The sequence below is a fragment of the Streptomyces canus 299MFChir4.1 genome (assembly GCF_000383615.1).
Taxonomy (GTDB): Bacteria; Actinomycetota; Actinomycetes; order Streptomycetales; family Streptomycetaceae; genus Streptomyces; species Streptomyces canus_C.
This window is the reverse complement of the sequence record NZ_KB911584.1, coordinates 23,588-36,194: the sequence shown is the minus strand read 5'-3', so window position 1 is coordinate 36,194 and position 12,607 is coordinate 23,588. Positions and strand designations below refer to the sequence as shown.

Genomic DNA, 12,607 nt, shown 5'->3' with positions numbered 1-12,607 from the left:
AGTTCCCCGTGCCCCTAGGAAAGTTGTCGCCGCCGCACCTCTACGAAGCGCACCGGGATGCCGGGTACCGCCTGCGCCGCCGCGGCCAGGTCCGGTGTGCGGACCACGCCGATCACCGGGTAGCCGCCGGTGGTCGGGTGGTCTGCCAGGAAAACCACCGGCCTGCCGTCGGGAGGGACCTGGACGGCGCCCAGAACCATGCCTTCGCTGGGGAGTTCACCTTCGAACGCCCGCTCCAGGGCCGGACCCTCCGTGCGCAGGCCGATGCGGTTGCTCGCCGAGGACACCTGGAAGGCGCGGGAGGTGAAAGCCCGTACCGCTTCCGGGGTGAACCAGTCGGCTCGTGGGCCCAGCGTGACGCGCAGGACGAGTTCCGCGGGGGGTGCCGGCTGCGGCGCGGCGTCCACGCGCGTGTGGAGCGGCGTCGGCGTGCCCAGGGGGAGGACCGCGCCGTCCGTGAGGGGGACCGGGCCCAGGCCCGACAGGAGATCCGTGGACCGGCTGCCCAGGACCGGCTCCACAGCGATTCCGCCAGAAACGGCCACATAGCTGCGCAGCCCCGAAATGGCGGTTCCGACGGCCAGCAGCGCTCCGGCCGGTACCCGCACCGGTGCGCCCCAGGCCGCCGGACGGCCGTCCACCGTGATCCGGCAGGGGGCACCCGTGACGGCCACGGTGACCGTCGAACGCGGGCGTACCGCGCAGCCGTTGAGCGTGGTCTCCAGGAGGGCAGCGCCGGGGCGGTTGCCGACCAGACGGTTGGCGAGGTCGGCCGCCGGACCGTCCAGTGCGCCCGAGCGGGGGACGCCGAGGTGGGCGTGGCCCGGGCGGCCCCGGTCCTGGACGGTGGTCAGTGCTCCGGCCCGGACGACGAAGAGCGCTCGGTCCGTCATGTCGCCCCCACGAAGCGCACCCGGGTCCCCGGCGACAGCAGCGCGGCCGGCACACGCGCGTGGTCCCACAGAACGGCGTCCGTGGTCCCGATGAGCTGCCAGCCGCCCGGCGACGAGCGCGGGTAGACGCCGGTGTACGGGCCCGCGAGCGCCACCGAGCCCGCCGGGACGGTCGTGCGCGGGGTGGCCCGGCGCGGGACGTCGTAGCGGGCGGGCAGGCCGGTGAGGTAGCCGAAGCCGGGCGCGAATCCGCAGAAGGCGACCGTGAACTCGGTGCCGGCGTGGATGCGGGCCACCTCCTCGGGGGTGACGCCCCAGTGCGCGGCCACGTCGGCCAGGTCCGGACCGTCGTAGCGCACCGGGAGTTCGATCACCTCACGCGCGCGTGGGGGAGCGGGCGGCACCTCGGAGGCGGTGAGTTCGTCGGCAAGGCGGGCGGGGTCGGCGAGGCCGTCGAGGAGGACCGTACGGGCCGCGGGGACGATCTCGCGGACCGACAGCGAGCCCTCCGCGCGGCGGCGCACCAGCTCCGCGTGCAGGGCCTGGGCCTCCTCGCCCGAGGACACCTCCACGAGCAGGGCGTCGTCCCCGACCGGCAGTGCTTTCATACGAACGCCTCCACCCGCACGCCCGAGGACTCCAGGCGCTCCCTGACCCGTCGGGCCAGTTCCACCGCGCCCGGTGTGTCGCCGTGCAGGCACAGGGAGCGGGCCTCGACCTCGATGCGGGCACCGGAGCGGGCGGTGACCGCGCGGTCCCCGGCCAGGCCGAGCGAGCGCTCCACGACCGCCTCGGGATCGGTGATCACCGCACCCTCCTGCCCGCGTGGTACCAGCGTGCCCTCGTCGGTGTAGGCGCGGTCCGCGAAGGCCTCCGGGACGGGCTCCAGGCCCGCCTTCCGGGCCGCCTCCAGAAGACGCGAGCCGGGCAGGCCCAGCACGGGCAGCGTGGCATCGGCGAGGAGCACTCCCGCGACGACCGCCTCGGCCTGCTCCTCGTCGTGGACGGCTCGGTTGTAGAGCGCGCCGTGCGGTTTGACGTAGGACACGCGCGTGCCCGCCGCCCGGGCGAAGACCTCCAGGGCGCCGATCTGGTAGGCCACCTCGGCCGTCAGCTCGGCGGACGGCACGTCCATCGCGCGCCGCCCGAACCCCGCGAGGTCCCGGTAGGAGACCTGGGCGCCGATCCGCACCCCGCGCGCGGAGGCCAGCTCGCACACCCGCCGCATGGTGACCGCGTCCCCGGCGTGGAACCCGCAGGCCACGTTGGCGCTGGTGACGACGGACAGCAGCTGCTCGTCGTCGGTCAGCCGCCAGCGGCCGAAGCCCTCGCCGAGGTCGGCGTTCAGGTCGATCGAGGTCATGGAGGTCTCGCGTCTCCTTTCGGATCTTCAAGAGGGTCAGGTCTTCACGAGGGTCAAGCGGTTCTCAGGCCACCCGGTACTGCTCGTCGCGGGCGTCCGTCAGGAACATCTGCCCCGGTGCGTGGGTGATGGCGAACGGCGGGCGCGAGGCCATCACCGCGGCCTGCGGGGTCACTCCGCAGGCCCAGAACACCGGGATGTCGTCCGGCTCGGCGTCCACCGGGTCACCGAAGTCGGGACGGCCGAGGTCCTCGATGCCCAGGCCGGAGGGATCGCCACAGTGCACGGGGCTGCCGTGCACAGCCGGGAGCAGACTGCTCTCCCTCAGGGCCGCGGCCAGGTGCTGCGGCGGCACCGGGCGCATGGAGACCACCATGGGTCCGTGCAGCCGCCCCGCGGGACGGCACTGTCGACTGGTCACATACATCGGAACGTTCCGGCCCTGCTCGATGTGCCGGATCGGGACGCCCGCCTCCGAAAGTGCCCACTCGAAGGTGAAACTGCACCCGATCAGGAACGAAACGAGGTCGTCACGCCAGTGTGCGCGCACGTCCGTCGGCTCGTCCACCAGGTGCCCGTCCTCCCACACCCGGTAGCGCGGGAGATCGGTGCGCAGATCGGCGCCCTCGGCGAGGACGGTGGTCGGGTCGCCGGCGTCCGTCACGTCGAGGACCGGGCAGGGCTTGGGGTTGCGCTGGCAGAACAGCAGCATGTCGTACGCCCAGTCGGCGGGCACCGAGATCAGGTTGGCCTGGGTGTGGCCGGCCGCGACCCCGGCGGTGGGGCCGGTCAGACCCGCCCGGAAGCGGGCGCGTGCCCGGGCCGGGCTCCACGCGTGCGCGTGCTCGTCGACGAGGGTCAGGGGACGGTCTTCTGTGCGGTTCACGCGAGTTCCTTCCCACGGGTCTCCGGCAGTCCGAGCAGGGCCAGTGCGGCGATTCCGTAGCCGATGGCGCCGAAGACGAGTGCCCCGCCCACGCCCCAGCTGTCGGCCAGGAAGCCGACGGTGGTCGGGAAGACGGCGCCGACGGCGCGGCCCGCGTTGTACGTGAAGCCCTGTCCCGAGCCGCGCACCGCCGTCGGGTAGAGCTCGCTCAGATAGGACCCGAAGCCGCTGAAGATCGCCGACATGCAGAACCCGAGCGGGAACCCGAGGACCAGGAGCCAGGTGTCGGCTCCGCTCGGGATGTTGCCGTAGGCCACGATGCAGACGGCCGACAGCAGGGCGAAGAGCCAGATGTTGCGGCGCCGGCCCAGCCGGTCGGTGAGGTAGCCGCCGGTCAGATACCCGAGGAAGGCGCCGGAGATCAGGAAGGTCAGGTAGCCGCCGGTGCCGACGACCGACAGTCCGCGGTCGCTCTTCAGATACGTCGGCACCCAGGTGGCGAGCGTGTAGTAGCCGCCCTGGACGCCGGTGGACAGCAGCCCGGCGAAGATCGTCGTACGCAGCAGGTCCGGTTTGAAGATCGCCGCGAAGGAGCCCTTACCCGCGCTCTTCTCGCGCACGGCGATCGCCTCGGGGGCGTCCTGGACCTGGCGCCGCATCCAGACGACCAGCAGCGCGGGCAGTGCGCCGGTCCAGAACATCACGCGCCAGGCCGTGTCGGCGTCGAAGACCGAGAAGACCACCGTGTACACGATCGCGGCCAGCGCCCAGCCCACGGCCCAGGAGCTCTGGATCGCACCCAGGGTGCGGCCCCGGTGCTTCGAGCTCGCGTACTCGGCGACCAGGATCGCGCCGACCGCCCACTCGCCGCCGAACCCGAGGCCCTGGAGGGCGCGGAAGACCAGCAGCGACTCGAAGTTGGGGGCGAAGCCGCAGGCCACGGTGAAGATCGCGTACGTGACCACCGTGATCATCAGCGCCCTGACCCGGCCGGCCCGGTCGGCCAGCACCCCTGCCAGGGCTCCGCCGATGCCGGAGGCCAGCAGGGTGACGGTGGTGAAGAGTCCGGTCTGGCCGCTGTCCAGGCCGAAGTAGGCGGCCAGCGCGACCATGCTCAGCGGGAGCGTGAAGTAGTCGTAGGAGTCGAGGGCGTAGCCGCCGAAGGCACCGGCGAAGGCGCGTCGGCCGCGCGGACCGAGGGCGCGGAACCAGCCCAACGCCCCGTCTTCGGTCTGGCGTTCGGTGGCTGTGGGCTGATCGGTCAGGGCCTGAGGAGGCGGGGTCGTGCTCATGAGCACCTCGCAGTGGGAGGACGGAGGTCGCGGAGCTGAACCGTGCGGTGATGAGTAACGTAGAGGATCGTTCAACGATCCTTCAATACCCCTGTTGTTTCGTTCTCGTGTCTGCGGTTGAATTCCGGGCATGGCAGAGCAGTTGAGCGGACTGGCCGACGATCGCGCCCTCCTGGGCCGCACCAGCACGGCCGAGCGGGTCTCGGACATCCTCAGGAGCCGCATCGCCGAGGGCTACTTCCCGCCGGGGACACGGTTGTCGGAGGACAGCATCGGAGGAGCGCTGGGGGTCTCCCGCAACACCTTGCGCGAGGCGTTCCGGCTGCTCACCCACGAGCGGCTGCTGGTCCACGAGTTGAACCGCGGTGTGTTCGTCCGGGTGCTGGCGGTCGAGGACGTGGAAGACATCTACCGCACCCGCGCGCTCGTGGAGTGCGCCGTCGTCCGTGGGCTGGGCGAGCCGCCGTACGCCCTGGACGCGCTCGCCGAGGCGGTCGTGGAGGGGCAGCGGGCGGTGCGCGAGGGTGACTGGAAAACGCTGGGCACGGCCAACATCCACTTCCACCGCGAACTCGTCGCCCTCGCGGGCAGCGACCGCACCGACGAACTGATGCGCAGCGTCTTCGCCGAACTCCGCCTCGCGTTCCACGTCGTGGACGACCCCAAGGCCCTGCACGAGCCGTACCTGGCCCGCAACCAGCAGATCCTCGGCGCGCTCCAGGCGGGCGACAAGGCGGAGGCCGAAAAGCTCTTGGCGGTCTATCTCGGCGACTCGCTGGAGCGAGTGGTCGATGTGTACCGGCGGCGGGTGAGCGCCCCGTAGGGGCGCGGGGCTGTGTCGATCTGCGGCTCCGCCGCGCGGGCGCGACCAGCCGAGGACGGCCCGCGGACGAGACGCAACCGGTAGTGCCCCGTCCCACCGCCGGAGGCGATCCGCGCCGTTTGGCGAGTTGTCAGACCGAGGACCTAGTCTGTGCACCGTGACTTCGCCTGCGACGACGGACAGCGTTCCGCCCCAGTTCAGCGCGGGGCCGCGCCCCGCACCGGGCCCGGCCGCCGACGAGGGACTGGCGCGTCGGCTGCGCGCGCTCGCCTGCACCGCGCCGCTGCACGACCTCGACGTGCGCAAGGCCAATCTTGCGGGCGAGTACTCGGTGTACGGCATGGCGGAGGTGGCCCTCGCCGCCATCGACCTGGTCACCCTGAACATGGACTTCGACACCGGCGCCGACCACGACCAGGTCGTCGCCCGCCTCATCCCGCGCATCGCCGCCCAGGCCCCGCGGCGGCCCGTCGCCGAGCACGAGCGCGTGGCCCGCTGGGTCCTGGAGAACCTGATCAACGTCGGCAGCGTCGACCGCGGTTTCCGCGCGGTCTACGGCACGTTCGCACCGGACGGGACCTACGTCCGGCGTGACTACGACTTCAAGCTGATCGAGGAGGTGCCGGGGCCCGGCGGCTCGGTGTATCTCCGGACGACGGACGAGGCGGTCAACGTCCTCGTCGGGGCCCTCGACACCGACGTCACCAGCGCCCAGATCGCCGCCGAGGTCAAGCTGGAGGTGCTGATCAGCCGCGGCCGCCTCGCCGACGCCCAGCTCGCCGCGGAGCAGGCCCGCTACCGGACCGTGCAGTACTCCGAGACGCTGCGCAGGACCCTGGACGCCACCCGGCGCAATGTCCGGGCCGTCGACTGGCTCAGCTCCGTGCCCGACATGATCGCCGAGGCGCTCGACCACGTCGCCGACCGGTACCGCCACGAGAACGCGATCCTGACCAACATCCGCAAGGCGCGGGACGAGTCCGAGGACCCCGAGCAGAAGCGCCGGGCCGCCGAGCTCGTGGACATCGTCAAGGACTGCATCCGGCGCCATACCCAGCTCCAGTCCCGGCTCCTGGAGGCGGGCCCGCTGTTCCGCGCCGAGCAGGACCGGCAGGCCTTCGCCACCCCCATGACGACGTCGGGGACAGACCTGTACGGCCAGCTGTTCGCGCCGCTGCTGCCCTTGCCGTTGCAGCAGGCCACCCGGGTCACCGACGCGTTCTTCGCGCGCGGGACCGGCCTGCGCACACCGGTGTCGGTCCGGGTGGGCGATCTCGTCGACATACTGCTGACGCCCCCCGTGGAGCGGGAGCACCTGGGCGCGGAGATGCCGGAGCCGGACCTCATCGCCACGCCCGACGACAGCCGGTTCAGCGAGGAACAGCTGGCGTCCGCGAAGCAGTTGCTGGACCTGCCCGCGGACGCGCCGCGGCGGCTCTCCGGGCTGCTCGCGGAGGCTCGCCGGACCGGCGGGTTCGATCTGGCCTACCTGGTGGCCCTGATGTCGATCCACGCGGCCAGCCCCGCCGTGGGCACCGCCTACCGCCAGGGCGAGGAGAAGCTGCTCTTCGCCGTGGACGACGGGACGGAACTGGACGATCCGGACTTCGGCGGCGCCGACCTGATCGTCGGCACAGCCCTGCTGGACGCCGCGGGGATGGCGGCGGACCGGACGGAAGCAGCATGAGTGAGCGACAGCGTGACAAGGAGTCCCAGCCGTGAGTGAGCATGTCGAGTGGAGCGACACGGAGGTCCCGACCCCGTCGGCGCCCGCCGCCGTCACCCCCGCCGACGCCGCCGACGCCGCTCGGCTCGTCGCCTTCGGGCTGCAGCCCAAACTGCAGCCCGCTCGGGACCAGGAGTACGCCGACCTGCTGCGGCGTTACCGGGAGGACCCGCCGTTCGCGCGACTCGCCGACGCCGTCGCCGCCGGACTGGGCCTGGTCGTCCTCGAGGTGTCCCCGCGCGCGGGGATGGCCGTGACCGCCGCCGAGGACTCCGTGTTCGCCGTCCGGATGGGGGAGTACGCGCGTCGTACGTCCGCCGACGGCGGCGACCGGTTCCTGCACGGCCTCGCCCATCTCGCCGTCGCCGCCATGGCGTTCCCGCGGCCCGAGGACCTCGCCGACGACGGATACATCGGGCGGGTCTCGGTCAACGGTGTGGACGCCTTCGTACGGCAGGCCTGCCGGCGGCTCGAGGAGCGGGCCGAGGAGGTCGGCGAGAACACCGACCCGGCGACCGACGCTCCGGGGCTGGAGGCGGCCTGGCGGATCTGGGCGAGACGCAGCGCGGCCGGCGCGACCAAGGACGCGCGCCGACTGGCCGGGTCCACGACCGGCATCGTCGGCAAGGCGGCCGCCTTCCTCACCGACTCCGGATTCCTCCAGCGCACCGGGGACGACAACGGCGGTACCTACCGGACCACGGCTCGCTACCAGCTCCAGGTGCGCGACATGGCCGGAAGCGCCGCCATGGCCGAACTCCTGGAGCTGGGGGTCGTCCCGGTCACCGACGGCACACCGACCCTGGTGCCCGCCGAGGACGCCGACGACCTGGAGCTGGTGGCCGATGCCGGGCTGCCGTTCCACTCCTGAACTTCCCTGACCTGCCGAAGACTTACGAGAGTCCGCCATGTACGAGCTGTCCCGGGTCCGCCTCTACTCCATCGGCCCCGCTGGTGCGCGCTACGCCGACACCGTGCTGGACCTGCGCGGCGTCGGCGCGGAGGTGCCCGACCCCGCGCCCACCCAGGCGGAGTTCTTCGAGGAGGAGCCCGTCGGCCCGCCCCGCCGGCCCGCGCCCGCCGGAGTGCTCTTCCTGGAGAACGGCGGCGGCAAGTCCGTCCTGCTCAAGCTGATCTTCTCGGTGATGCTGCCGGGCCACCGGAACACCCTGGGCGGCGCCAGCTCCGGTGTGCTGCGGAAGTTCCTGCTGGCGGACGACTGCGGGCACGTGGCCCTGGAGTGGCAGCACACGCTGACCGGCGAGTGTGTCGTCGTCGGCAAGGTCAGCGAGTGGCGGGGGCGCCAGGTCTCCAACGACCCGCGGAAGTTCGCCGAGGCCTGGTACTCCTTCCGGCCCGGACCGGGGCTCAGCCTCGACAACCTGCCCGTCGCCGAGTCCACCGCCGTACGGCCGCCCGCCGAGGGCCAGTCGGCCGCACAGGGCCGCCGCCGCACCATGAAGGGCTTCCGGGACGCCATCACCGAGGCGGGAAAGGCGTATCCGCATCTGGAGGTGCACTGGGAGGAGATCCACGACCGCTGGATCGAGCACCTCGGCGACCTCGGCCTGGATCCCGAACTGTTCCGCTACCAGCGGGAGATGAACGCCGACGAGGGCGAGGCCGCCGGCCTGTTCGCGGTGAAGAAGGACTCCGACTTCACCGACCTGCTGCTGCGCGCCGTGACCGACACCCGCGACACCGACGGGCTCGCCGACCTGGTCAGCGGATTCGGCAACAAGCTGGGGCGACGCGCCGAACTCATCGCCGAACGGGACTTCACCGCAGGCTCCGTGGACCTGCTGGGCCGGATCGTCGAGGCCGCCGAGGCCCGCTCACGCGCGCGTGACATCCACGCGGGCGCCGAGCGCCGTACCCGCACGCTGGCCCGGCGGCTGTCCGCGCGGGGTGTCCAGGAGCGGGTACGGGCAGCGGACCTGGCCCAGCGGGTCACCGCGGCCGCGTACGCCGTCACGCACGCCGAGGCGGGCCGGGAGCGCAGTGCGCTCGTCGCCGCCGAACTCGCCTACCGGCACGCCTCCCTGGCGCTGGCGGCCGCCGAGAAGTCGGCCGCGGCCCAGAAGCGCGAGCTCGCCGAAGCGCGCACGCTGCACTCCGCCTGGCAGGCCGCCGAGGCCGTGCTGCGGCACCGCGCCGCCGCCGACCGGGTCGCGCGCGTGGCCGCCGCCATCCAGGAGGCCGAGCGGGACGCGGCTCCCGCGCTCGCCGCCCGCGCCAAGGCCGCCGTCGATCTGGTACGGGCCCTGCACGCGGCCGCCGAGGGTGCCGAGACGCTCGCCAACGAGGAGGAGGAGCGGTCCGCCGCCCTCCAGGAAGTCAGCGAGTCGGCCCACCGGGACTCCACGTCCGCCGCCACCGAGGCGCAGCGCGCCCGCAGTGAGATCGGCCATCTGCGCCAGCGGCTGAGCGAGGTCGAGCAGGAGACCGCCGAGGCGGTCCGCGCGGGCTGGCTCGACGACAGCGCGCCCGACGCCGACCCCGCCCGGGCCGCCCTCGCCGCGAGCGACGCCGAGAAGACGGCCGTGGCCGCCTGGGACACCGCGCGCGAGGCATCCCACCGGGCCGCCGAGCACGCGCGCGAGGCGGCCGCCGCCGAATCCCGGGCGGAGCTCACGGCCGCCCGCGCGGAGGACGCGGCCACGGCGGCCGCGCGGTCCTACGAGGCCGAGCGGCGCCTGGCCGAGGGCCTGGCGGGAGAGGAGCGCCTGGCGGAGTTGCTGAGCCTGACCGGAACCTCCGCGGCCGTGCCGGGACCGCGCGCGGGCGCAGAGGGCCCGAGGACGCACGGCGCGGCCGGGCGCGAGGGTGCCGGTAGTGGCGCCGATCCGCACAGTGGCTCCATGGGGTCTCACGCCGACGCCGGTCTGACCCCCGAGGATCTCGACCGGTTCGCCGACGAACTGCGGGAACTGCTCGACGACTCCGTCTCCGCCGCCGAACGCCAACTCTTCGAGCTGCGGACCGCCGCCGCCGACGACTCCCGGATCCTCGGCGCGCTCGGTGACGGCGGGCTTCTGCCGCCGGGCCCGGACGTGCTGGCCACGGTCGAGTTCCTCGGTGAGAACGGCATCCCCGCCCTGCCCGGCTGGCGCTACCTCGCCCAGGCCGTCGACCCCGTCGACCACGCGCGCGTGCTGGCCACCCGGCCCGAACTGGTCGACGGCGTGATCATCACCGACCCCGACACCCACGCGCGTGCCCGTGAGGCGCTGAACGACGCGGCCCTCCTCCCGCGCTCCGCCGTCGCCGTCGGCACGGCCGCCGCCCTGCTGGCACCGACCCCGGCGACCGATTCCCAGAGCGCCGACGTCTTCCTCGTGCCGCCGAACCCGGCCATGCACGACGAACACGCCGCCGACGAGGAGCGCCAGGCGCTGCGCGCGCGGGCCGGCGAACGGGACGAGGAGATCCGGTCGCTCGCGGCCCGCCTCGGCAAGGACCGTGAACTGGCCGCCCGGCTCGCCTCCTGGCGCACCGGCTGTCCGGCCGGCCGGCTCGTCGAGCTGGCCCAGGCCGCCATGGACACGCGCGTGTTCGCCGAGGAGTCGGAGGCCGAACTGGCCGAGGCGCGCACGGTACGGGCGGAGGCCGACGAAGCCGCCGCCGAGGCCGCGCAGACACGTGACGAGCGACAGGAAGCCGCTCAGAAGGCCCGGCGCGCCGCCGACGCCCTCGCCGGGCTGGCCTTCCGGCTGCGCGAGCGGGCCGGCTGGCAGGCCAAACTGCGTGAGCTGGCCGACGAGGCCACCGAGTCGGAAGCCCGCGCCCAGACCTGTCTGGAGCGGGCCCGGGCCGCCGACGAGGACCGGCGCGGGGCCCAGCGGGCCGCCGACGACGCCCGCCGCACCGCGCGGGCGCTGCGCGCCGAGCGCGCCGAGATCGCCGGCGCCCCGGACGACGTACCGGACAGTGACCCGGACGCCTCCAAGTCCTCGCTGCCCGCGCTCCGCGAGGCCTACCGTGCCGCCTCCCAGCTGTACGAGAAGGTGGGGGTCGGTGCCGACCTGCGGGCCGAGCAGGCGCGGGCGGAGAGCGACGAGAGCGCGGCCCTCGCCGAACTGGACCGGCTGAGCAACAAGGTCCGCACCCGCGCGGCGCAGCTGCTTCAGTCGCCCGACGGCTCCGACGGGCCCTCCCGGCAGGCCGCCGCCGCCCGTGCGGAGGAGCTGGTGCAGCTCCTGGAGACCCGGGTGTCGACCGCGAGCGAGCAGCTGGGGCGGTTGCGCGGCGAGGCCGAACGGCACGCACCCGAGGACGGTGAGGCGCACACCGAGCTGTCGCCGGAGCTGGAGCCGCGCGACGCCGAGCACGCGCAGGCGCTGTTGCGTACGGCCACCGCCGAACTCGCCTCCCGGACCGAGGCGCTGGCACAGGCCAGGGAGGTGCACGCGGAACTGCTCGGCTCCCACCGGGCCGCCGAGGACGCGGCGGACGGCTTCGACGAGATCGCCGCGATGCTGCGCGACCTGCTGCGCGAGCACGCCATGGAGGACGAGCAGGACGAGCAGGAGCCGTACCCGGGCAGCCCCGAGGAGGCCCGGCAGGCCGCCGCCGAGGCCCGACGGTCGCTGCGCGGCTGTGCCGCCGACCTCTCCGCCGCCGAGTCGGCCGTCCGCGAGGCCAGTGACGTCCTCGTGCGCCACGCCAACTCCACGCGCTACGAGCAGGTCCGCACGCCCGCGCGGCAGCAGATCCGCGAGCTGCCCGCCTCGGCCCTGCCCGAGCACGCGCAGAAGTGGGCGGACGCCTTCGCACCCCGACTGCGGGTGCTGACCGACGAGTTGGCGCAGCTGGAGCGGAACCGGGACTCGATCGTGGACCGGCTGCGGGGGCTCGTGGAGTCCGCCCTCGCCACGCTCAGGTCCGCCCAGCGGCTGTCCCGGCTGCCGGAGGGGCTCGGTGAGTGGTCCGGGCAGGAGTTCCTGCGGATCCGCTTCGAGGAGCCCGACCAGGCGGCGCTGACCGAGCGGCTCGGCGAGGTCATCGACGAGGCGACCAGGGCGGCGGTGAAGAAGAACTCCGACCTGCGGCGGGACGGAATGTCCCTGCTGCTGCGGGGAGTCGGGGCGGCGCTCCAGCCCAGGGGGGTGGCCGTGGAGATCCTCAAGCCGGACGCCGTGCTGCGGGCCGAGCGGGTGCCCGTGGGGCAGATGGGTGACGTGTTCTCCGGCGGTCAGCTGCTGACGGCAGCCATCGCGCTGTACTGCACGATGGCGGCCCTGCGGTCCAACGACCGGGGCCGGGACAAGCACCGGCACGCGGGGACGCTGTTCCTGGACAACCCCATCGGCCGCGCCAACGCGACGTATCTGCTGGAGCTCCAGCGGGCCGTGTCGGACGCGCTGGGTGTGCAACTCCTTTACACCACCGGCCTGTTCGACACGACGGCGCTCGCCGAGTTCCCCCTGGTCATCCGGTTGCGCAATGACGCGGACCTCAGGGCCGGCCTGAAGTACATCAGCGTGGAGGAACACCTCCGCCCCGGCCTGCCGCAGCAGCCGCAGGCGGGGGAGGCGGGGCACAGCGAGATCACGGCGACCCGGATGTTCAAGCGTCCGGCGCCCGCGACTCCGTAAGGGCCCGCGGGGCCGCGTCCGGTGGGC

9 protein-coding genes are annotated in these 12,607 nt (G+C 73.5%); 4 read left to right on the top strand and 5 right to left on the bottom strand.

The genetic code is table 11. The features are described from left to right. Window positions 1-14: 14 nt before the first annotated feature. From H293_RS0108100 to H293_RS0108080, 5 genes are all read right to left on the bottom strand, one after another. Window positions 15-893 carry a 5-oxoprolinase subunit C family protein gene (locus tag H293_RS0108100; protein ID WP_020117377.1) on the bottom strand — a complete coding sequence of 293 codons (879 nt, stop codon included), beginning with the start codon at window positions 891-893 and terminating at the stop codon, window positions 15-17. Beyond that, window positions 890-1,501 (bottom strand): 5-oxoprolinase subunit PxpB, encoded by a 612-nt coding sequence (pxpB, locus tag H293_RS0108095; protein WP_020117376.1) that lies wholly within the window; start codon window positions 1,499-1,501, stop codon window positions 890-892. Before pxpB ends, H293_RS0108100 begins: the two co-directional genes overlap by 4 nt. Next, window positions 1,498-2,256, bottom strand: a complete 759-nt coding sequence (locus H293_RS0108090) for a LamB/YcsF family protein (protein WP_020117375.1) — start codon at window positions 2,254-2,256, stop codon at window positions 1,498-1,500. The genes pxpB and H293_RS0108090 overlap by 4 nt, the downstream gene beginning before the upstream one ends. A 64-nt stretch (window positions 2,257-2,320) precedes the next feature. Next, on the bottom strand, window positions 2,321-3,142 hold the full coding sequence (locus H293_RS0108085) for a putative hydro-lyase (protein ID WP_020117374.1): 822 nt from the start codon (window positions 3,140-3,142) through the stop codon (window positions 2,321-2,323). Continuing rightward, the gene (locus H293_RS0108080; protein WP_020117373.1) at window positions 3,139-4,434 is read right to left on the bottom strand and encodes an MFS transporter; all 1,296 of its coding nucleotides are present in this window, start codon (window positions 4,432-4,434) and stop codon (window positions 3,139-3,141) included. The genes H293_RS0108085 and H293_RS0108080 overlap by 4 nt, the downstream gene beginning before the upstream one ends. Window positions 4,435-4,564: 130 nt before the next feature. Between H293_RS0108080 and H293_RS0108075 the strand changes: the two genes are divergently transcribed. From H293_RS0108075 to H293_RS0108060, 4 genes are all read left to right on the top strand, one after another. Continuing rightward, window positions 4,565-5,257, top strand: coding sequence for a GntR family transcriptional regulator (locus tag H293_RS0108075; protein WP_020117372.1), 693 nt, complete (start codon window positions 4,565-4,567; stop codon window positions 5,255-5,257). A 157-nt stretch (window positions 5,258-5,414) separates the two neighbouring features. Beyond that, the gene (locus H293_RS0108070; RefSeq protein ID WP_020117371.1) at window positions 5,415-6,944 is read left to right on the top strand and encodes a hypothetical protein; all 1,530 of its coding nucleotides are present in this window, start codon (window positions 5,415-5,417) and stop codon (window positions 6,942-6,944) included. A 31-nt stretch (window positions 6,945-6,975) separates the two neighbouring features. After that, window positions 6,976-7,854 (top strand): hypothetical protein, encoded by an 879-nt coding sequence (locus H293_RS0108065; RefSeq protein ID WP_020117370.1) that lies wholly within the window; start codon window positions 6,976-6,978, stop codon window positions 7,852-7,854. Window positions 7,855-7,891: 37 nt separating this feature from the next. Next, complete coding sequence (locus tag H293_RS0108060) at window positions 7,892-12,580, top strand: hypothetical protein (protein ID WP_020117369.1); 4,689 nt, start codon at window positions 7,892-7,894, stop codon at window positions 12,578-12,580. Window positions 12,581-12,607: the final 27 nt, after the last annotated feature.

Coding starts and splice junctions, on each gene's coding strand:
- H293_RS0108100 (WP_020117377.1), bottom strand. CDS start 893: ATGACGGACCGAGCGCTCTTCGTCGTCCGGGCCGGAGCACTGACCACC.
- H293_RS0108080 (WP_020117373.1), bottom strand. CDS start 4,434: ATGAGCACGACCCCGCCTCCTCAGGCCCTGACCGATCAGCCCACAGCC.
- pxpB (WP_020117376.1), bottom strand. CDS start 1,501: ATGAAAGCACTGCCGGTCGGGGACGACGCCCTGCTCGTGGAGGTGTCC.
- H293_RS0108075 (WP_020117372.1), top strand. CDS start 4,565: ATGGCAGAGCAGTTGAGCGGACTGGCCGACGATCGCGCCCTCCTGGGC.
- H293_RS0108060 (WP_020117369.1), top strand. CDS start 7,892: ATGTACGAGCTGTCCCGGGTCCGCCTCTACTCCATCGGCCCCGCTGGT.
- H293_RS0108090 (WP_020117375.1), bottom strand. CDS start 2,256: ATGACCTCGATCGACCTGAACGCCGACCTCGGCGAGGGCTTCGGCCGC.